Raw genomic sequence first — 19,345 nt, 5'->3', positions numbered from 1 at the left:
CGAACCGTGGGCTGCACCATGGAACAGTATCGCAAGCGCTTCATACGTCCACTTCCTTACGGCAGAAACCGTTGCAGCACGCTATGCTTGCCGGCTTTCTTTGAACCTTGGACTGCCCGGAATGCTTGAGACGTTTTTCTCCACCTTTATCAGCAGTACTGTTCGCTTTTTGTTCCTGCTGGCACCCTTTTTCGTGGTGACCATGTTCCTGGCACTGACCAGAGGATTGCCGGCACCCGAGAAGTCGTCGATCATCCGCCGTGCCTGTGTCTCGGCGTTTGTTCTGGGCGTGATTCTGTTCTTTGCCGGTCCGCTGCTGTTCAGCGCCATTGGTATCACCCTCAACTCCTTCCGGATCGGCGCAGGCAGTTTGCTGTTCCTGACCGCCATCAGTCTGGTCACCAGTGGCACCCGCAATCACGCCACCGGCTTGCCGGATGAAGACCGTGACGACATCGCCGTGGTGCCCCTGGCGATTCCGGTGATGATCGGCCCGGCGACCATTGGTGCGATTCTGGTGTACGGAGCGGAGCTGAAAACCGTCGCCGAAGTGTCCGGTGGGCTTCTCGGGCTGGTGTCCGGGTTGCTGATCCTCGGGGTTCTTTTGCACCTTTCCGGCTATCTGGAAAAGGTTCTGGGCAAGACCGGCCTCAACATTCTCTCGAAAATCAGTGGGCTGATTCTCTCCGCCATGGCTGCTGAAATTGTGCTGACGGGCATTGCGGGATTCATCGCATCCACCTAGAGTATCGCGGGTCTTTTTTCCGCAGTGGGGTCTGTGATGTCCGCCAACACCATTGAGCATAACCGCAACCGGTACAACTTCTCCGGCGTTGAGTCGATCTGGCTGTTCGGCTACGGCTCGCTGATCTACAAGGTGGATTTCCCGTTCCTGGAGCGGCGCCCGGCCTCGATTCGTGGCTGGGATCGGCGGTTCTGGCAGGGCTCCCACGATCACCGGGGCACGCCGGAAGCGCCGGGCCGGGTGGTGACCCTGGTGGAGAAGCCCGGTGCCGTCTGCAAGGGCATGGCGTTCCGGGTGTCGCCCAATGTCTTCGAGCACCTGGACGTACGGGAAAAGAACGGTTACCTCCGCTTCAGCACTACCCTCACGTTCGAGGACGGCAGCCATGCCGGAGGTCTGGTTTACATTGCTACTGAAGACAACGAAGCCTTCCTCGGCCACGCGCCGGAGGCAGATATCGCCCGTCAGATTGCCACGGCGACTGGCCCCAGCGGCCCCAATGCGGAATATCTTCTGAGGCTGGCGGAATCGCTGCGCGCCCTTGGCGCCGATTGTCCCCACACCTTTGCCATTGAATCCCATCTTCGGTCTTCCGCCAGAGGCGCGGATTGGCCGGATCATTCACGACACTCATGTGCTGATTGAATCGTCGCGCCGCTGAGTGAACCAGAGCTATGCCGCGGCACCGGGGCGGGATTGAAACCCCGGGCCGGTGACCTGCGCCGCTGCTGCAGGCCGATCAGCAGCAAGGGCACCACAATCATCAGGCTGCCGGCCAGGAACCAGAGGTCCGGCACTTCTCCGAACCAGATCCAGCCAATGCCCACGGCCCAGATCAGCCCGGTGTATTCGGCGCTGGTGACCTGGTTGGCATCCACCTGGCGGTAGGCCAGCAGCACAGTGATGTTGTAGCCCAGGATGAACAGGGCAGACCCCATGGCGCTGATGAGCATGCCGGAATCCCATGGGGCGCCTTCCCACCAGGCCAGGGCACCGGCCGCTGGCAGAATCAGCAGGTAGTTCAGGAACAGTTTGTGGACGGTGCTCTGCTGTTTCGGCAGCTGGCGAACCAATACGGCGTTGATGGCCAGGGCAAAGGCGGCTGCCAGCGCTGCGACGGCGGCCCAGTTGAATTCCACCGGCCGGAGGATCAATACGATGCCGGCAAAACCGCTGAATACGGCGGTGACACTCAGAGGGGTCAGTTTCTCCCGGAACAGGAAAACGGAGAGTGCCATGACGAGTATGGGGGCGGCGTAGAAGACGGCGTTGGCGGTGGCCAGGGGCAGGTTGCCCAGGGCGATGACCATGCACAGGATGCCCGCCAGGTGGATGTGGGCCCGGAAAGCGTGGATTTGCAGGCCAGCGAAAAGATTCTTCCGGTCCAGCTGGCCTGCCAGGGGCAGCAGGAATGTCAGTGTGATCAGACTGCGCAGGAAGGCAAACTGGAACACCGGAGCGCCGGGTTCGAGCAGTTTTATGAATACGTCAGAGATCAACGCCATGGCATTGCCGATGATCAGCAGCAAAATGGCACTGTTTACGGTTTTTCCTGACATATCCTTTCTCTTCGCTCTCAAACTCTGGGTGCGTGAGGCCAGGCAGGAAATGGCTTCCGAAAACCGCTGCAAGTACATCCCTGTACGCTTGCTTTCCGCCATCCATGGCTCCAAGCATTTCCGGAAGCCATTTCCTGCCTGGTCTCCCCTAACTCGCAGTGAGAGTCTATTTGGGTTTTAATATCCGATAAAATGATCTTTATTTAACCGGTATTAGAAAAATAGATAATGAAGCTGCCGCCCCTGAAAGCCCTGCCCGTATTCGAAGCCGTTGCCCGCCTCAACAGCTTTTCACTCGCTGCCGATGAACTGGCGGTAGGCCAGAGTGCGGTCAGTCATCAGATCAAACAGCTGGAAACCTACCTGGGGGAGCAGTTGTTCTGGCGCAGTGGGCGAACTCTTTCGTTGACCGACGAAGGCCGGCAGTACCTGGATGCGGTCAGTTCGGCCCTGTTGCAGATTGAACGGGCCAGTGAACAGTTGCTGGGGCATGAGGAGTCGCGGTTGCGGTTGTCGGTGTTCAGTTCGTTTGCAGTGCGCTGGCTGGTGCCAAGGTTGCCGGATTTGCAGCGCTTGCATCCGCAGCTGGATCTGGCGCTGGAGATGAGCAGTGAGAATCCGGTGTTGTCGGACCGGGTGGCGGACTGCTTCATAACCATCCACAAGGACTCACCGGCTTACAGCTATGAGTTGCTGTATGTGGAGCGTCTGTTTCCGGTGTGCAGTCAGGATTACTGGCAGAAAATCCGCCGGGAGCTGGGCCTGGAAGGGGTCGATGGTGATGATATCTCACTGACACCCGTGGACATTTCCCGCTTCCCGTTGTTATCGACCCACAGCATTTTCGACCGTGCCGCGGGTGACTGGGAGGTTTGGTACAAGGCCGTCGAACAGCCAATTCCTGTGCACGCCCGGGTTCAGCATTTCAGCCACATGTTGCTGGCGCTGGAAGCGGCCCGGTTCCATCAGGGTATCGCGCTCACCAACGACTACATGCTGAGCACGCGCAAGGATTCGGAGGATTTTGTCCGCTTGCCCTGCCATCCGGTGATGACTGGGGATCAGTTCTACTTTGCCTGGAAAACCAGCCGGCGCCAGGAGCGGGGTATTCAGTTGTTGCGACGCTGGCTGGTGAGTCAGGCCATCGAGGGTGGGCTTCGGGGTGAGGCGGACTAGCCGCGTTCCAGGGTTTCCCAGACTTCGATGGCGGCGGCCAGGTCTTCCAGCGAGGCGCCCACGGATTTGAACAGGGTGATGGCGTCATCACTCGTGCGTCCCGGTTTGTCGCCCCGCAGCAGTTCCGCCAGTTCGGCCCGCAGGTCGGTCTTGCGGAACGCGCCTTCGTCGATGGCCTGGAGAATGTCGCCGGCCTCGCTCAGGGCACCGGCGTAGGTGTCGACAAAGACCTGGCTGTGGGCCAGGCACTGACTGTCGGTTTCCCGCATGGTCGGCCGGAAGGCGCCCACCAGATCCAGATGGCTGCCGGGCTGCAGCCATTCACCCCGGATCAGCGCTTCGGTGGACAGGGTCGCGGAGCTGATGATGTCCGCCTTGGCGGTGGCGGCTTCCAGGTCCGTCACCGCCTCACAGTCAAACCGGTTGCGGAAATGCTCGGCCAGCGCCGCCGCCTTGTCCGGATTGCGTCCCCAGATCCGCACCTTACGGATAGGCCGTACCGCGGCATGGGCTTCAATCAGCATCGGCGCCAGCTTGCCGGTGCCCACCACCAACAGCGCTGTGGCATCCTCGCGGGCCAGCTCCCGCGCCGCCAGGGCCGAGGCGGCCGCCGTCCGCCGGCTGGTCAGGGCGCTGCCGTCAATACAGGCGAGCGGAGTGCCATGCTCGCCCTCGCACAGGATATACAGACCCGAGATGGCGGGCAGGCCGGCACTGGCGTTCTGGGGAAACACGTTGACCATCTTCATGCCGATATAACCCGCCGGTTCCCAGGCCGGCATCAGCAGCATGGTGGCCTCACCGTCCGGGCGGTGCATGGTGTGATGATGTCGTGGCGGCGCTTCCACGCCCTCGCGAAACGCGGTGGCGAGACGTTCGATCAGTGCCGGCCATGCCAGTGCGCCGGCCACCTCCTGTGCAGAAATAACTCGCATAGGCCTCAACCCTGTTTACGACTGGCCAGCCGCTGGATTTCACCGATGATGCCGCGGCGGAATACCATGACACAGACCACGAATATGGTACCGAGTATGACCTGTACCCAGGAGCCAAAGGCGGACAGCTCGTGGCTGAGGGCTCCCACGGTGATGGCACCAACCACCGGGCCGAAGACTGTGCCCAGCCCGCCGACCAGGGTCATCAGGATGACTTCGCCGGAGGTTTGCCAATGGGCGTTGGTGAGCGCGGCGAACTGGAAAATGATCGCCTTGGTGGCACCGGCCAGCCCGGCCAGGGTGGCGGATATCACGAAGGCCAGCAGTTTGAAGTGATCCACGTCGTAGCCCAGCGACAGGGCCCGGGATTCGTTTTCCCGGATTGCCTGCAGCACTTCGCCGAACGGCGAATGGATGGTGCGGTAGATGATGCCGAAGCCAACGAGGAAGATGGCGAACACGAAGTAATACATGGCGAGGGAGTTGTTCAGGTCGATCAGGCCGAACAGGTGCCCCCGGGGAATGCCCTGCAGGCCGTTCTCGCCACCGGTGAAGGGCATCTGCAGGGCCAGGAAGTAGATGATCTGGGCCAGTGCCAGGGTCACCATGGCGAAGTAAATGCCCTGGCGGCGTATGGCCAGGAACCCGAAGGCCGCGCCGAGCACCATGGCAAACCCCGCGCCGGCGAGTATGCCAAGCAGCGGGGTAAAGCCCCATTCCTTGGTGACGTAGCCGGTAATGTAGGCGGCGCCGCCAAAGAACGCGGCGTGGCCGAACGAGAGCAGGCCGGCGTACCCCAGCAACAGGTTGAAGGCACTGGCGAACAGGGCAAAGCACAGCAGGTCCATGACGAACACCGGGTAGGCGAACAGTGGCGCTGTCAGGCCTGCCACCAGCATGAGGATAAAGAGGATGCGGTTGGTCATGGCGCTTACTTCTCCTTACCAAACAGGCCGGCGGGGCGGAACAGCAGAACCAGCACCATGAGGAAGAAAATCACGGTACTGGCGGCGGGCGGGTAGAACACCTTGGTCAGCCCTTCAACCAGGCCCAGGGCCAGGCCGGAGAGGATGGCGCCCATGATCGAGCCCATGCCGCCGATGACCACCACGGCAAACACCACGATGATCAGGTCGGCCCCCATCAGCGGGCTGACGGAGTAGATGGGAGCGGCCAGAACCCCGGCCAGGCCAGCCAGGCCAGCACCGAAGGCGAAGGTCAGGGTGACCATGAGGGGAACATTCAGGCCGAAGGCCTGGGTCAGGTCGGGGTTTTCTACGCCGGCCCGCAACCGGGACCCGAGCTTGGTGTGTTCGATGACCCACCAGGTGAGGAAACAGACCACCAGGGAAAACACAATGGCAAACAGGCGGTACGTGGGGAAGTACATAAAGCCAAGATTGACCACGCCACTGAGGCTCTCCGGCTGGCCCGGGTAGGGGGTGCCGGAGACGTTGAAATAGTTGGAAAACAGACCCTGCAGAATCAGCGTGATACCGAAGGTCAGCAGCAGCCCGTAGATGTGATCCAGAGCGTACAGACGCCGGAGCAGAAGGCGTTCAATGAGAACCCCCAGCAGCCCGACCAGCACGGGCACCAGAATCAGGGACGCCCAGAAGCCGATCTGAACGCTGATACCAAACCATTGCTCCAGAAAGGAGTAGCCAATCAATGCGATGAAGGCACCGAGCATGTACATGGCGCCATGGGCAAAGTTGATGATATTGAGCAGTCCGAATATCACCGCAAGCCCGAGGCTCAACATGGCGTAGAACACACCGACATTAAGCCCAAGCAGCGCCTGGGCCAGGATGACCTGCATCGACACGTTGGCTATCTCCTCTTTAAGTGGTGGTCAAACCGTGTGTTAGTTAACCAGCGAACATTTGGTGTCTGCCATCGAGATGTAGGCCTGGTCGGCGGGAATCTTCGAGACCACGTTCAGCAAGTCCCACTCACTTTTCGATTCCGACGGTTTCTTCACTTCCACCAGGTACATGTCGTGCAGCATGGAGCCGTTGGGCGCGATTTTTCCGCCCTTTACGAACATGTCGTTCAGGGTCATTTCCCCCAGCTTGGCGCGAACCGTGTCGGTATCGTCCGTTCCGGTCTCCTTAACCGCGTTCAGGTAGTTGGTCACCGCCGAATAGACACCCGCCTGGACCATCGTTGGCATGGCACCATGGCGCTCATTGAATCGATTGGACCACGCTTTGGTTTCGTCGTTCTGGTTCCAGACAAACGCGGTGGTGAACTGCAGGCCCTGGGCAATGTCGAGACCCATACTATGCACATCGGTTAGAAATACCAGCATGCCAGCCAGTTTCTGGCCACTCTGGACGATCCTGAACTGGTTGGCCTGTTTGATGGCGTTCACGGTGTCCTGGCCCGCGTTGGCAAGCCCGATGACATCGGCACCGGATGATTGCGCCTGCAGCAGATAGGAGGAGAAGTCGTTGGTGGACAGCGGCGCGTTGACGTTGCCAACCACTTCACCGCCCAGGCTCTCCACTACCGCGCCGGTGTTGTCCCGCAGGGAGTGGCCGAAGGCATAGTCAGCGGTGATAAAAAACCAGCTCTTACCGCCGTTCTTGACCATGGCCGTGGCCGTGCCCACGGGTAACGCGTGGGTGTCGTAGACATAGTGAATGCCGTAGGGCGTGCACTGCTCCTCGGTGAGGGCCGTGGTGCCGGCGCCGGTGTTCATGGTGATGATCTTCTTGTCCTTGGCCAGTCCCTGAACCGACAGGGCCACCGAGGAGTTGTCGAGGGCGGTGATCATGTCGACTTCCTTGGCGTCGATCCATTCCCGGGCAGTACTGGCGCCGATGTCAGGCTTGTTCTGGTGATCAGCAGAGATGATTTCGATTGGTTTGCCCATAACCGAGCCACCGAAGTCTTCGATGGCCATTTGGGCCGCGATAACGGCGCCCGGGCCCTCCAGGGACTTGTAGACCCCGGACATGTCACTGAGTACACCGATTTTGACCTTGTCGTCAGACAAAGCTCCGGCTGCGGTTAGCGGCAAAGTTAGTGTTGCTGCAGTCACAGCGCCGACCAGTCCTTGTTTCCAGTGCTTGAACATAGTGGGTATCCTTTTGTTATTAGATTCCGGGTCGGACCGGCGAAGGCGGTCCAGGCCCACAGGCTCAGACACTCAGGTGTCTGTTCAACTGCTCTTTTTTGGCCTCGAGATCGGCCGCATCAATCTGCTCTACCACCTGACCATGCTCGATCACATAGTGTCGATCGGCCAGAGGCGCGGCAAAGCGGAAATTCTGCTCCACCAAAATGATTGTGAAGCCCTTTTCCCTCAGTTTGCGAATGACATCATCCAGGGCTCTCAGGATCACCGGAGCAAGCCCCTCGGTAATTTCGTCCAGCAACAGCAGGTTGGCACCGGTGCGCAGGATGCGGGCAATGGCCAGCATCTGCTGCTCACCCCCGGAGAGCTTGGAGCCCTGGCTTTTCCGCCGCTCCCTGAGGTTCGGGAACATGGTGTAGATGTCATCCACCGACAGGCCACCCTCGGCGACCATCGGGGGCAGTTCCAGGTTTTCGTCGACATTGAGTGAAGCAAAAATGCCGCGCTCTTCCGGGCAATAGCCGAGCTTGCCGACATGGGCAATCCGGTGTGTGGGCATGTTGATGATTTCAGTGCCATGGATCTTGATAGAACCGGTGCGACGGCCCACCAGGCCCAGAATGGCCTTCAGGGTGGTGGTGCGCCCGGACCCGTTACGGCCCAGCAGCGTAATCACCTCGCCTTCGTGCAGGGTCAGGTTCATGCCGTGGAGAATGTGGGACTCGCCGTACCAGGCGTGCAGGTTCTCGATTCGGAGTAACTCCGGGCGTTGATCAGGCGGCATCGGTGGTCCCCATGTACGCTTCCATCACGGCTGGGTTGGTGGATACGGTGTCGTAATCACCTTCCGCCAGTACCTCGCCCCGGTTAAGCACGGTGATGGTGTCGGCCAGGGTGGCGACCACATTCAGGTTGTGCTCTACCATCACAATGGTCCGGCCCTCGACCACTCGTCTGATCAGATCGGTGACCGTACCCACATCCTCGGAACTCATGCCCTGGGTGGGCTCGTCCAGCAGCATCAGCCGGGGCTTCAGGGCAATGGTGGTGGCAATTTCCAGGGCCCGCTTCTGGCCGTAAGGCAGCTCGACCGCCCTGGTGTCGGCATAGGCGCCAAGCTCGACCAGCTCCAGGGTTGCCTGGGCTTCTTCATTCAGTTGGTCCAGCACCCGCTTGGAACGCCAGAACTGGTAAGAAACCCCCAGTGTGCGCTGCAGGGCAATGCGTACATTTTCTCGGGCAGACAGGTGCGGAAACACCGCCGAGATCTGGAACGAGCGAATCATGCCTTGCTGGGCGATGCCGGCGGGCCGGGAGTGGGTGATGTCTTTACCGTCGTAGATGATCTGGCCGGCACTGGGCCTGAGAAACTGAGTCAGCAGGTTGAAAAAAGTGGTTTTGCCGGCACCGTTGGGGCCAATGAGGGCATGGATGCTCCCCGTCTCCACTTTTACGCTGACGTTGTTGATGGCGGTAAAGCCCTTGAAATCCTTTTGCAGATTCCGGGTTTCGAGGATGATCGGGGAAGGCGTTGTCTGTTCGCCCGCAGCCTGGTCGTTCACGGAAATACACCCCTTTCGGTTCAAGTCGGCGACGGGTGCGCCGTAGGTTCGTTATTATTTGTTATTCAAAATTTTTCTGAAAAGGTTGCAGATACTGCCAATTGAACTGACATTCAGTAATAGTCGGGGAGTGTGGAGTCTGTCAAGAAAAGAGGGGAGGCAGGGCGCCTCCCGGAGAGCGGAAACCGGTTTTACAGATACTGGTAACGCAGCAGCCGGTGCTTGATGCGTTCGAGGACGACCTGGTCGATCACCGCAGCCAGCACCGCGATTACCAGAATGTTGGTCATTACACCGGTCATGTCGGCGATTTCGCCGGAGTAGGCCAGGGATTTGCCCAGGCCGGCACTGAAACCGACAATCATTTCGGCGGAAATCAATGCCCGCCAGGCGTTGCCGAAGGCCAGTTGAGCGCCGGTGATCAGTTCCGGTGTCACCGCCGGGAAATAGACCCGCTTGAGCATCTGCAGCTTCGAAGCGCCCATCACCCGGGCGGCGGAGATATGCACTTTTTCCACGCTCTCGGTGGCGTTCATCACGCTCAGAGCGGTGGGGAAAAAGGCACCAATGGCCACCACCACGATGATCGGCAGGTTGCCGAATCCCATCAGGATCAGGAACAGCGGCACCCAGGCAATGGAGGGAATCGACTGCAGAATGATGATGGCGGCTTTCAGTGGGCTGCGAACCGCGTTCAGGGTGCCGCCCACCAGCCCGATCAGGATGCCGAGCACGATTGCGGAGCCGTAACCGGCACCCAGGCGGGTCATGCTGTTGCCCAGCCCTTCCCAGAAGGTCGGGTTGTTGAACTCTTCCCACAGACGGACAAAGGCGGCGGGAACGTCAGGCATCAGGAAGTCCGGCAGGAACCAGGCCGCCACCTGCCAGAAGAACAGAATGACGGCGATGGCGACCACATAGGCCCGTTTGCTGGCGACGCCGGCGGTTTGATTAGTACTCATGCTTAAAGCTCACGGGCCTTCTGCCAGGACAGATCGAGCAGCGAGTCAACGTCGAAATCGCTATCTGCCGGAAGAATGCCCTGGGCCTGCATGATGCCGGCCAGTTCCTTCATCCGGTTGATGTCATCCTCAGTCAGTTTCGCGCTGAAATCATTGGTCTGGATGGCCTGGGTAATGACGTCCACCGCAGGAACCTTGCCCTGGTTGCGTGATTCGACGAACTCATCCTTGATGAAATACCCGGTGATCAGCGGGGCCGCTGTCGCGGGCTCGCTTTCAAGCATGTCAATGGCCTCGCGCTGGGCATCCAGCGCCGCCCAGAGAACGTCTTTCCGGTTCTTCAGGGTGTCGGCGGAGGTGATGACCACCATGCACGGGAACGGCCAGACTTCGCCGATTTCATAGATCTGCTTGACCGGCGCCACCAGCCGGGCGATACGGTCGTAGGGTTCGAACAGGAAGGCCGCATCCACCCGGCCGCCAACCAGGGACTGAACGGCGACAGCCGGTGCCACACCCATGATGTTCAGATCACCGGGCTGAAGGCCGGCGTTGTCGAGCATCACGCCTTTGAGCACGATGTCGGCGGTGCTGCCCTGCTTCTGGGAAGCCAGGTTTTTGCCTTTCAGGTCCGCCACCGATTCAATGCCGGAATCGTCACGCACCAGCAGGGAGTGGTAGCCGCGCTGGGCGCCACCAACGATTTTCAGGTCCGCCCCGCGGGACGCCCAGGTAAAGGCGTTGGAGAAGCCAAGCACACCGATATCGAGCTGGCCGCCCACGATGCCCTTGATCAGGTCAGTGCCGGAGCTGAATTCGATCAGTCTGGCATCCAGGCCGTACTTCTCATACAGCCCGGCCTCATAGGCCAGCATGGCCTGGGCATCGTCCATAACCCGGACGTAACCGACCCGGAATTCTTCTGCCGCATTAACCGGACTGGCGATCACCAGTGCCAGGGCAGCCGTAACTAACCAGCGAATCATACAGTTTCTCCTTTCTCAACAGGGGTTGAGGTTGTGTCGGTGTCGATACCGAGCAGGTTCAGAACGTCGCGACGGATATCGGCGAATGCTGACAGGTCGTGGGTTTTGGGAATGTGGCCCAGGGTAATTTCCTTGAGCACAACGGCTGGGCGGTTGCTGAACACCAGCACCCGGTCGGCCAGGTACAGGGCTTCGTCGACATCGTGGGTGACCAGGACCACCGTCGGACGCTCTTCCTCGATCAGGTCTTTCAGCACGCTTTGCAGGGTCATTCGTGTGAGGGCATCGAGGGCGCCAAACGGTTCATCCAGCAGCAGCACCTGGGGCCGGGCAATGAAGGCCCGCGCCAGGGCACAACGCTGGCGCATGCCACCGGACACCTGGTGCGGGTAATAGTCCTCGAAACCGGTGAGTTTTACCCGGCCCAGCCATTTGTGGGCATCTTCCCGGGCGGCCTGCTTTGGCTGGTTCTGGAATTCCAGGGCCAGAGCCACGTTCTCGAGCAGCGTCATCCACGGGTAGAGAGCGTGTTCCTGAAACACCAGGGTCCGCTCCGGTGAGGGGTTCGAGACACTTTTGCCATCGGCCGTCAGGGTGCCGGTAGAGGCACCCTGCAAGCCCGCGACCATGTGCAGCAGGGTGGACTTGCCGCAGCCGGACGGGCCAACGAGCGCCACTATTTCTCCGGTTTGGATGGTGGTGTCGAACTGTTTGATCACGTTCAGGTCGCCAAAGCTTTTGGTCACCTGGTCGAAATGGAGTTCCATATAACCCGCCAGAATATGTTTATATTCTAAAAAAGAATAAACAATCTCTATTTTATAACTACGAAGCGTTGTATAAAAGTGGATTATGCACTTTTACCTATTCGAGGACACTGACGGGGAATCCCGGCTGGGGAATTGCGCCAGTTCTGCAAGGAGATAAGATCAGAGTGAAGTGGCCGGGCTGTGAGAGCGGCCCGGCGGGCAGAGACTGGACTCACTCCCGGGCGGGTCGCTCAACGACCTTGCGTTTGCCCTTGGCACAACGGGACAGGGCCTTAAGGCCATCACCATCGAAGGCATCCACACGGATAACGTCGTAGAGTGCGGTCAGCGCCTCCAGCAGCTTGTCGCATTCGTCTGCCTTGACGACGCCCTCGGCGCAGGCCCAGTCCACCAGTTCCTTGCGTTCGTGGCCCATCAGCAGGGCGATGCCATCCAGTTCGTCTTCGTTCCGGTTGCGGATTGCTTCATGCAGCCGGCTGCGCATCTCTGCGGTCTCGTTGGCCAGTCTGTAGGCATTGAGTACCCGCCCCAGGGGATCTTCCGGGTCCATGGTGGTGTAGGCGCCACGGCTGATCCGCTGACGCACGGGGGTGTCCTTCACAATACTTTCAGCCACTCTGGCGCCGAGTTTGTCGTCCGGACCATTGAGCCCGGTGGCGCCCAACGGGAATACCAGCAGGCGCAGTGGCCAGCGCAGGGCCGTTACCGGAAAGTTGATGATGGCTTCGCGCATGGAACCCTGAAGATCCCGCAGGCAGGTTTTCAGGCACCATTCCACCAGTGGCCGCTGGTCATCCGGGTAGCCCTCCTCGTGCCATTGTTTGATCACGGCAGTGGCGTAGTACAGGTGTACCAGGCAGTCCGCCATGCGGCCTGAGAGCCGTTGCCGGGCCTTCAGGCCGCCACCTACCGTCAGCAGGGTTACGTCGGTCATCAGTGCGAACGCGGCTGAGAACCGGGCCAGTTGCCGGTAGCAGGGCTTGATATCACCCTGGCGCGGCACCGATTCGATCCAGCCCCGGGTCAGGCCCAGCAGCAAGGCCCGCAGGGCGTTGCGGGTGGTATGAGCCAGGTGGCGGTAGAAAATGCCGTCGAATGTCTTCGCGGCCTTGTCTTCATCCTCCATGCCGGCCGCTTCGATTTCCTCCACGATAAAGGGATGGCAGCGGATGGAGCCCTGGCCGAAGATCATCAGGCTGCGGGTGAGGATGTTGGCGCCCTCCACGGTGATGCCAATGGGCACCGCCTGGTAGGCCCGGGCCAGGAAATTGCGCGGGCCGGTGATCACGCCCCGGCCCGCCACAACATCCATGGCGTGGTTGATCACTTCCCGCATCAGGTCAGTGTTGCGGTACTTCAGCACGGCCGAGGGCACGGAGGGCCTGCCCCCCCGGTCGAGCATACCGGAAGTGAGCAGCCGGGCCGCGTCCATCATGTAAGTGTAGCCGGCAATTGGCTCCAGGGCTTCCTGTACGCCCTCAAACTGGCTGATGGAACGGCCGAACTGCTCCCGGGTGTAAGCGTAGGACCCGGTGGCAAGGCTGGCCACCTTGCCGGCGCCGGTGCCCAGGGCGGGCAGGGAGATGGAACGGCCGATGGAGAGGCACTCCAGCAGCATGGTCCAGCCCTTGCCGAGCATGTCCTGGCCGCCGATGACCTGGTCCATGGGAATGAAGACATCGCTGCCCCAGGTTGGCCCGTTCATGAACACAGTGTTCATGGGCAGGTGGCGGGCGCCGGCATTGACGCCCTCGGTCTCCCGCGGGACCAGCACGCAGGTCACACCGATCTCATCATTATCGCCGAGCAGCTTGTCCGGGTCATAAACCTTGATGGCCAGGCCAATCAGTGTGGCCACCGGTGCCAGGGTAATGTAGCGCTTGTTCCAGGTGACCTTCAGGCCCAGTACTTCCTTGCCGTTCCATTCACCCTTGCAGACGATGCCCTTGTCGGGAATGGCGCCTGCATCGGAGCCGGCCACCGGCGAGGTCAGGGCAAAGCACGGAATCTCGTCGCCACCGGCCAGTCTTGGCAGGTAGTGCTTTTTCTGCTCATCGGTGCCGTAGTGCATCAGCAGCTCGCCGGGGCCCAGCGAATTGGGCACCATCACGGTGACGGCGGCCGACACACTGCGGGTGGAGATTTTCATCACGATTTCCGAGTGGGCGGTGTTGGAGAAACCCAGGCCACCGTCCTCTTTCGGGATCACCAGGCCGAAAAAACCCTTTTCCCGGATGAATTTCCAGACCTTGTCCGGCAGGTCGTACTGTTCGTGGGTAATTTTCCAATCGTCCAGCATGGCGCAGAGCTTTTCCACCGGGCCATCCAGAAAGGCCTGCTCGTCGCTGGTGAGGTGTGCCGGTTTGGCGTCCAGCAGTTTGTTCCATTTGGGCTTGCCGGAGAAGAGTTCACCGTCCCAGTCCACCGAGCCGGATTTCAGGGCTTCGGCCTCGGTATCCGAGAGTTTCGGCAGGCGGCTGCGAACCCAGCCAAGCAGTGGCCGGCTGAGCTTGTCGAGCCGTAAATCGCCGGGAATCGCCAGAATCAGGGCCAGGGCCAGCAGAGCGCCACCGAAAAGGATGCTGAGAATGTGCCAGTCATCCTGAAACAGACCGATAACTGTGGCAATGGACATCACCAAAGCAGCTGTGGTGCCGCCGATACCCAGATAAATCAGTATCAGGGCACTGATCAGCAGGAGCAGAACACTCATGGGGCAGACCTCCGTATCGTGAATGCAATCAGCCAGATTGTGCTTCTAACCATCGGTCAAAGTCCCTGCAGTTGCAAGGAGAGCCGGCGGGTGCAGGGCTTGGTTGGTATGATCGGCCTTAAAAGCTGAGGCCAAAAATCAGTAACGCCAGAGTGGTCAGCAGCACCGCCACGTTCATTCCAAGAACAGAATTAAGCCGCGGAGGGTCCGCCAGGGCGCCCGGCAGCCTGAGGCTGACCCACAGAGCTGCGGGCGCCGGAGCGAGCGCGATGGTGGCCCATACCGGCAACCAGCCTACCAGTATGCCGGCCCCCAGAACGCCGTAACTTCCCAGCAGCAGAATGCCCACCAGTCGGGCAGCGGCAGGCTGGCCCAGGGTTATCACCAGGTGTCGGCGCCCGACTTTCCGGTCTGCTTCGGCATCCGGTATCTGATTGATCAGCAGTAGCTCGCTGACCAGCAGCAAGCTGATGGCGGACACTGCAATGGCTGCAGCGTCGATGCGGGCACCCAGGGCAATCAGGCTGCCCAGTATCATCACCGGCCCGAATCCAAGCCCCGGGGCCAGCAGGCAGAGGATGGGCGAGCGGGTAATCCAGCGGGTGTAAGTCAGTACCAGCACCACGCCCGCGGCCCCGAGCACCAGCATGGGCAGCCCCCGGAGCCAGAGAAAGTACAGGCCGATGGCCACCACCAAGGCGAGCGTGCCGAGGGCCGCCAGCAACACACGTTTTACGGCGGCGGGAACCTCCGGAAGCGCCCCGCTGCCGCCGGAAAAGGGCGTGCGCCGGGTGATCAGGTCCAGCCCGGAAACAAAGTCCTCGTATTCATTGAGCAGGTTGACCGCCGCGTGGGCGAGCAGGGCGCCGACCAGAACCAGAAAGGTATCCAGTAACGCCGGTGGCTCGCCCTGTTGCCAGGCCAATGCCACACCGAGGCCCGCACACAGGGGGGCGAGCACCAGAAAGTTGGGGCGGGCGGCACGCACCACCGCGACGGTTTCAGACATGGGGTCCTTCCTCAACGAAACAGGGCTGACTTGATCCGGTGGTCAGATGTAACCGGCTGCGAATACCAGCCCGAGCACCACGGGCATCACAACGAGACTACCAAGATTGCTCAATAATACCAGTGAAGCCACCTTATGTGGCTCCTGGCGATACTGTTCTGCCACTATGTAGTTCAGTACCGCCGGCGGCAGGGCGGCGAATACCCACAGCGCCGCGACCTGCATCCCCGGCAGGTCGAGGATGGCGATCATGGGCCAGGCCAGCAGCAGGCCACTGGCCGGGCAGGCGATTGCACCGAGCATGCCCAGTTTCCAGTCGCTGAAATCCACATCCAGCATGCGGACGCCCAGAGCAAACAGCATCAGCGGAATGCTGACACCACCAAGCATGTTCAGTGTCTCCAGCAGCCATTCCGGTAGAGGAACGGCAGCAAGATTCACCGAGAGCCCGGCAACACTGGCGAGCACAATCGGCAGTTTCAGGCGTTTCACAATGGAGGCATGGTGGTCCAGTATGTACAGACCGACAGAGAAGTGCAGCAGCATTTCCACGATGAACAGCACAATTGCCGCTGGCAGGGCCCCGTCACCAAAGGCCAGCACCAGTAGGGGAATGCCCATGTTGCCGGAATTGTTGAACATCATGGGAGGCAGGAAGGTTTTCAGGTTCAGCTTCAGAACCTTTGCCAGCGGATACAGCACGATACCCGAACCAAGCACCACCACCGTGGCCGCCAGCGCCAGCTGGGCATAGTCCTGCAGGGGGGCCTTCTGGTCCGCCAGCACCGCAAACACCAGCATGGGCACGAACAGCTCCATGTTGAGAACGTTGAGTCCCTGGATATCCGGGGTGCGGTAACGGCCATAAAGGGCACCGCAACCGGTGATCAGGAAAACCGGCAACATGGTGGACAGAATCTGGCCGATCATTGAACAGGCTCCGACAGGCGTAAGAGAGATAGTGAATGAATAATCCGTTAGGTTCGCAAGTATCGAGCCGGTTGGGCAAGCATTAATCGCAAACGTTCGACCAAAGCCGGAGGCAACATGGTGTGAGCGGACCAGGTTGCGGTGGCCGGCCAGGCCCACCAGAATACCGGCCTGAGATTCTTAATCTGCTGCGGAGAGTCCCTGTGTCCAGTCCCTTTGATCAGCCTGTTTTCCGGGAACACACCTGTTCGGTCAAATTTGATGCCCGAAGGGCGGTGTTTGGCCGCGATGACGTTATTCCGGTGTGGGTTGCCGACATGGATTTTGCCGCTCCTGAGGCTGTTACCCGGGCGCTCAGCGAGCGGGCTACACACCCGGTGTATGGTTATACCCTGTTTCCGGACAGTCTTTATCGGTCCATGATCGACTGGTTCGCCGACCGACACGGCTGGCAGATCCAACGGCAATGGATCCTGATGGCGCCCGGTGTGGTCCCGTCCCTGAACGCGGCTTGCATGGCCTATGCCGGGCCGGGCGAGGGTGTCATCATCCAGCCACCGGTGTATCCGCCGTTTTTCAGTTCGATCCGGCACAGTGGCCGGAAGGTGATCGAGAACCCCCTGGTGCCGGAAGACCCTGACACCGGTGACCCCGGCCATTACCGGATGGATCTGGACCACCTTGAACAGTGCGCCGCGCGACCGGATGCCCGTATCCTGTTGCTGTGTTCACCCCACAACCCGGTTGGGCGGGTTTGGTCTGATGACGAGCTCAGGGCCGTGCTCGCCATTGCCCGACGGCACCAGCTGGTGGTGGTCTCGGATGAGATTCACTGCGACCTGACCTATCGGGACAAGCCCCGCCACACCATGTTGGCCAACCTGGCCGGGCCGGAGGATGCCCTGGTGATGGCGGTGGCACCCAGCAAGACTTTCAATATGCCCGGCCTGGGGCTGTCCGCGCTGGTGATCCCCGATTCGGACCGGCGCAGCGCCATGAAAGCCGTGTTCGCGTCCATGCATCTGCCCCAGTGCAACCCGTTCAGCATCGCCGGCTTCGAAGCCGGTTATCGCCACGGCGGTCCCTGGCTGGATGATCTGATGGCATACCTTCAGGCAAACCGGGATTATGTGGTGGAGGCGGTCAGCCAACGGCTGCCGGGCATTCGGGTATCGGCTCCCGAGGGAACCTACCTGATGTGGCTGGATTGCCGCGGGCTGGATCTGGACGATGCCGGCCTGAAGCGGTTTTTTGTCCGGGACGCCGGTATCGGCATGAATCCCGGGGTATCGTTTGGTGATCAGGGCAGCGGCTTCATGCGGCTCAACATCGGCTGCCCCAGAGCCGTGCTTGAAGAGGTTCTTGATCGAATCGAAACCGCACTCGGGAACCTCGGACCGGATCACTGATCCTTCATGGAGCAGTGATTTTGCACCGGTTTCCAGTGGGGTGGTTCGGCTATGCCGGGCAGGTCGCCACTGGTGGGCCGGATTGCCTCCCAGATCTTGCCTCCGTGGCGGGTCAGGCTGCCGACGGTGTAACTTCGGGAGAACAGCCATGGCTCGGGTTGTTCGCACGGCTCCTGAGCCGGGTTACGGCTCTGGGCAGTCGACCGCTCACTGTTGCCGGTTTCTGACATGCTTGCATCAGTGTCGACGCGGGCGCCGGACTTGCCGCCGGCGTTGTCGCTTTTGGCGCCACAGTCCGGAACCGAATCGAGCCGCTTCCAGTTAAATGCCGTTCCCGGTTCCTGCCCTTCGTGCAGTTCACGGGATTCAAACCAGTTTCCCTGATGAAATACCACAGTGCCTGCCGGGTAGTAGCGGGTAGGCACCCACTTGGCCTGCTCCGGATCACAGGGCTTAGCGGCAGCCGGAAGTGAGAGGCCAGGCATCAGCAGCACCAGAAAGAGAAGGCTGCGAAAGCGTCGGATGGATTCAGTCATGGTTGTCTCCTTTTGCTTGCTGTTCTTTGATCCGGTAGTTCGCACGTTTGCCGGTCTGAGTTGCCAGTAGCAGTCCGGCGAGAATCAGCAGACCACCGATGATATGAAACACCCCGAGGGACTCCCCCAGAAAGACACCCGCCAGCACGGAGGCGAAGACCGGCGTCAGGTACATGAAGATGGCCGCCCGGGCCGGGCCGATTTTATGCACACCGTGATTCCAGAAACCGTAGGCCAGAATGCCCGGGAAAATGGCGAAATACAGCAGGGGCAGGGCTGTGTCCCGCGACAGATCGAAACCACCTGCGAAGAAAAACAGATCGGTCAGGTAAAAAGGCAGTATCACCAGGGTACCCAGAAGTATCTGGGTAGTCAGAAAGGTCAGGGCCGGCAGCGGCACCGCCTGGCGTCGCAGCAGGACTGAAAACAGCCCCCAACTGAAAACCGCCGCCACCATGATCAGGTCCCCCGGCTGCGCCTGCAGGCCGGTGAGTACCGCAATGTCGCCCCGGGCCACTACGGTGATAATCCCGATGATGGCCAGGGCGATACCGAGGGCCTGGATGGGGCGGGTCCGGTCGCCGAGCAGAATCCAGGCCAGCAGTGCCACGAAGATCGGAATGGTGGCGTTGATCAGGGCGATGTTGGTGGCCGTGGTGGTGGTCGCCGCGAAGTAGAGTAACGAGTTGAAGGCCGCCACGCTGAAGGTCGCCAGGGCAAGCATGGACCCGAAACGCTGGCGGATAACCTGGCGGTGGCGCCAGACACCCGGAAACCCGAAGGGCAACAGAATGGCGAGTGCAATGATCCAGCGCCAGAAGGACATGGACAGGGGCGGGATGTTCTCAACCGTGCCCCGGGCGACAACGGCATTGCCGGCCCAGAACAGAGGCGTCAGGACCAGACCAACGTAGGCCAGCCCTGGAGTTCGGGGCAAGATTCCGGCGCTTTCCGCAGACACACACGCT

19 protein-coding genes are annotated in these 19,345 nt (G+C 60.5%); 4 read left to right on the top strand and 15 right to left on the bottom strand.

The annotated features are described in order from the left end of the window. The first annotated feature begins 121 nt into the window (after positions 1-121). Both AC13C0_RS14775 and AC13C0_RS14770 read left to right on the top strand, forming a co-directional pair. On the top strand, positions 122-745 hold the full coding sequence (locus tag AC13C0_RS14775) for a MarC family protein (RefSeq protein WP_117619011.1): 624 nt from the start codon (positions 122-124) through the stop codon (positions 743-745). Positions 746-781: 36 nt separating this feature from the next. After that, a complete protein-coding gene (locus tag AC13C0_RS14770; protein WP_341581017.1) occupies positions 782-1,390 on the top strand; it encodes a gamma-glutamylcyclotransferase in 609 nt (202 codons plus the stop codon). On the opposite strand, the gene AC13C0_RS14765 is transcribed toward AC13C0_RS14770, so the two are convergent. Next, entirely contained in the window at positions 1,363-2,304 is a 942-nt protein-coding gene (locus AC13C0_RS14765; protein ID WP_482954642.1) for a DMT family transporter, read from the bottom strand. The genes AC13C0_RS14770 and AC13C0_RS14765 overlap by 28 nt on opposite strands. A gap of 228 nt (positions 2,305-2,532) precedes the next feature. On the opposite strand from AC13C0_RS14765, the gene AC13C0_RS14760 reads away from it, so the two are divergent. After that, positions 2,533-3,480, top strand: coding sequence for a LysR family transcriptional regulator (locus AC13C0_RS14760; RefSeq protein WP_482954641.1), 948 nt, complete (start codon positions 2,533-2,535; stop codon positions 3,478-3,480). Here AC13C0_RS14760 and lhpI read toward each other — a convergent pair. The 12 genes from lhpI to AC13C0_RS14700 form a co-directional block, all read right to left on the bottom strand. After that, positions 3,477-4,415, bottom strand: a complete 939-nt coding sequence (lhpI, locus tag AC13C0_RS14755; protein ID WP_482954640.1) for a bifunctional Delta(1)-pyrroline-2-carboxylate/Delta(1)-piperideine-2-carboxylate reductase — start codon at positions 4,413-4,415, stop codon at positions 3,477-3,479. The two genes, AC13C0_RS14760 and lhpI, sit on opposite strands and share 4 nt — an antisense overlap. Positions 4,416-4,420: 5 nt before the next feature. After that, on the bottom strand, positions 4,421-5,341 hold the full coding sequence (locus AC13C0_RS14750) for a branched-chain amino acid ABC transporter permease (RefSeq protein ID WP_303287557.1): 921 nt from the start codon (positions 5,339-5,341) through the stop codon (positions 4,421-4,423). A 5-nt stretch (positions 5,342-5,346) separates the two neighbouring features. Beyond that, positions 5,347-6,237, bottom strand: coding sequence for a branched-chain amino acid ABC transporter permease (locus tag AC13C0_RS14745; protein WP_162893788.1), 891 nt, complete (start codon positions 6,235-6,237; stop codon positions 5,347-5,349). 45 nt (positions 6,238-6,282) lie between these two features. After that, positions 6,283-7,500, bottom strand: a complete 1,218-nt coding sequence (locus AC13C0_RS14740) for an ABC transporter substrate-binding protein (protein ID WP_341581021.1) — start codon at positions 7,498-7,500, stop codon at positions 6,283-6,285. 64 nt (positions 7,501-7,564) lie between these two features. Beyond that, positions 7,565-8,284 carry an ABC transporter ATP-binding protein gene (locus tag AC13C0_RS14735; protein WP_341581022.1) on the bottom strand — a complete coding sequence of 240 codons (720 nt, stop codon included), beginning with the start codon at positions 8,282-8,284 and terminating at the stop codon, positions 7,565-7,567. Then, entirely contained in the window at positions 8,274-9,062 is a 789-nt protein-coding gene (locus tag AC13C0_RS14730; RefSeq protein WP_205422204.1) for an ABC transporter ATP-binding protein, read from the bottom strand. The genes AC13C0_RS14735 and AC13C0_RS14730 overlap by 11 nt, the downstream gene beginning before the upstream one ends. 191 nt (positions 9,063-9,253) lie before the next feature. Then, positions 9,254-10,024 carry an ABC transporter permease gene (locus AC13C0_RS14725; RefSeq protein WP_117619019.1) on the bottom strand — a complete coding sequence of 257 codons (771 nt, stop codon included), beginning with the start codon at positions 10,022-10,024 and terminating at the stop codon, positions 9,254-9,256. Between the two features lie 2 nt (positions 10,025-10,026). After that, on the bottom strand, positions 10,027-11,010 hold the full coding sequence (locus AC13C0_RS14720; RefSeq protein ID WP_482954639.1) for an ABC transporter substrate-binding protein: 984 nt from the start codon (positions 11,008-11,010) through the stop codon (positions 10,027-10,029). Further along, positions 11,007-11,777: an ABC transporter ATP-binding protein gene (locus tag AC13C0_RS14715; RefSeq protein WP_117619021.1), complete on the bottom strand. Its 771-nt coding sequence runs from the start codon at positions 11,775-11,777 to the stop codon at positions 11,007-11,009. The genes AC13C0_RS14720 and AC13C0_RS14715 overlap by 4 nt, the downstream gene beginning before the upstream one ends. Positions 11,778-11,991: 214 nt before the next feature. Next, positions 11,992-14,493 carry an acyl-CoA dehydrogenase gene (locus tag AC13C0_RS14710; RefSeq protein ID WP_482954638.1) on the bottom strand — a complete coding sequence of 834 codons (2,502 nt, stop codon included), beginning with the start codon at positions 14,491-14,493 and terminating at the stop codon, positions 11,992-11,994. Positions 14,494-14,611: 118 nt separating this feature from the next. After that, positions 14,612-15,502, bottom strand: coding sequence for a prenyltransferase (locus AC13C0_RS14705; RefSeq protein ID WP_482954637.1), 891 nt, complete (start codon positions 15,500-15,502; stop codon positions 14,612-14,614). Positions 15,503-15,544: 42 nt separating this feature from the next. Then, on the bottom strand, positions 15,545-16,432 hold the full coding sequence (locus AC13C0_RS14700; protein ID WP_482954636.1) for an AEC family transporter: 888 nt from the start codon (positions 16,430-16,432) through the stop codon (positions 15,545-15,547). 203 nt (positions 16,433-16,635) lie between these two features. On the opposite strand from AC13C0_RS14700, the gene AC13C0_RS14695 reads away from it, so the two are divergent. Then, the gene (locus tag AC13C0_RS14695; protein WP_341581028.1) at positions 16,636-17,841 is read left to right on the top strand and encodes a MalY/PatB family protein; all 1,206 of its coding nucleotides are present in this window, start codon (positions 16,636-16,638) and stop codon (positions 17,839-17,841) included. Here AC13C0_RS14695 and AC13C0_RS14690 read toward each other — a convergent pair. Both AC13C0_RS14690 and AC13C0_RS14685 read right to left on the bottom strand, forming a co-directional pair. Continuing rightward, positions 17,835-18,377: a carbohydrate-binding protein gene (locus AC13C0_RS14690; protein WP_117619026.1), complete on the bottom strand. Its 543-nt coding sequence runs from the start codon at positions 18,375-18,377 to the stop codon at positions 17,835-17,837. The two genes, AC13C0_RS14695 and AC13C0_RS14690, sit on opposite strands and share 7 nt — an antisense overlap. After that, positions 18,370-19,338 (bottom strand): DMT family transporter, encoded by a 969-nt coding sequence (locus AC13C0_RS14685; RefSeq protein ID WP_117619027.1) that lies wholly within the window; start codon positions 19,336-19,338, stop codon positions 18,370-18,372. The genes AC13C0_RS14690 and AC13C0_RS14685 overlap by 8 nt, the downstream gene beginning before the upstream one ends. Positions 19,339-19,345: the final 7 nt, after the last annotated feature.

This window comes from Marinobacter sp. B-21 (genome assembly GCF_056857895.1).
Note: the sequence above shows the minus strand (reverse complement) of the source record. Positions and strands in the feature narration are given on the sequence as shown.

What these genes read in the sequence shown, in the direction of transcription:
- lhpI (WP_482954640.1), bottom strand. Translation starts at nt 4,415, where the DNA reads ATGCGAGTTATTTCTGCACAGGAGGTGGCCGGCGCACTGGCATGGCCG.
- AC13C0_RS14720 (WP_482954639.1), bottom strand. Translation starts at nt 11,010, where the DNA reads ATGATTCGCTGGTTAGTTACGGCTGCCCTGGCACTGGTGATCGCCAGT.
- AC13C0_RS14710 (WP_482954638.1), bottom strand. Translation starts at nt 14,493, where the DNA reads ATGAGTGTTCTGCTCCTGCTGATCAGTGCCCTGATACTGATTTATCTG.
- AC13C0_RS14760 (WP_482954641.1), top strand. Translation starts at nt 2,533, where the DNA reads ATGAAGCTGCCGCCCCTGAAAGCCCTGCCCGTATTCGAAGCCGTTGCC.
- AC13C0_RS14770 (WP_341581017.1), top strand. Translation starts at nt 782, where the DNA reads ATGTCCGCCAACACCATTGAGCATAACCGCAACCGGTACAACTTCTCC.
- AC13C0_RS14745 (WP_162893788.1), bottom strand. Translation starts at nt 6,237, where the DNA reads ATGCAGGTCATCCTGGCCCAGGCGCTGCTTGGGCTTAATGTCGGTGTG.
- AC13C0_RS14690 (WP_117619026.1), bottom strand. Translation starts at nt 18,377, where the DNA reads ATGACTGAATCCATCCGACGCTTTCGCAGCCTTCTCTTTCTGGTGCTG.
- AC13C0_RS14735 (WP_341581022.1), bottom strand. Translation starts at nt 8,284, where the DNA reads ATGCCGCCTGATCAACGCCCGGAGTTACTCCGAATCGAGAACCTGCAC.
- AC13C0_RS14725 (WP_117619019.1), bottom strand. Translation starts at nt 10,024, where the DNA reads ATGAGTACTAATCAAACCGCCGGCGTCGCCAGCAAACGGGCCTATGTG.
- AC13C0_RS14700 (WP_482954636.1), bottom strand. Translation starts at nt 16,432, where the DNA reads ATGATCGGCCAGATTCTGTCCACCATGTTGCCGGTTTTCCTGATCACC.
- AC13C0_RS14775 (WP_117619011.1), top strand. Translation starts at nt 122, where the DNA reads ATGCTTGAGACGTTTTTCTCCACCTTTATCAGCAGTACTGTTCGCTTT.
- AC13C0_RS14765 (WP_482954642.1), bottom strand. Translation starts at nt 2,304, where the DNA reads ATGTCAGGAAAAACCGTAAACAGTGCCATTTTGCTGCTGATCATCGGC.
- AC13C0_RS14750 (WP_303287557.1), bottom strand. Translation starts at nt 5,341, where the DNA reads ATGACCAACCGCATCCTCTTTATCCTCATGCTGGTGGCAGGCCTGACA.
- AC13C0_RS14705 (WP_482954637.1), bottom strand. Translation starts at nt 15,502, where the DNA reads ATGTCTGAAACCGTCGCGGTGGTGCGTGCCGCCCGCCCCAACTTTCTG.
- AC13C0_RS14715 (WP_117619021.1), bottom strand. Translation starts at nt 11,777, where the DNA reads ATGGAACTCCATTTCGACCAGGTGACCAAAAGCTTTGGCGACCTGAAC.
- AC13C0_RS14740 (WP_341581021.1), bottom strand. Translation starts at nt 7,500, where the DNA reads ATGTTCAAGCACTGGAAACAAGGACTGGTCGGCGCTGTGACTGCAGCA.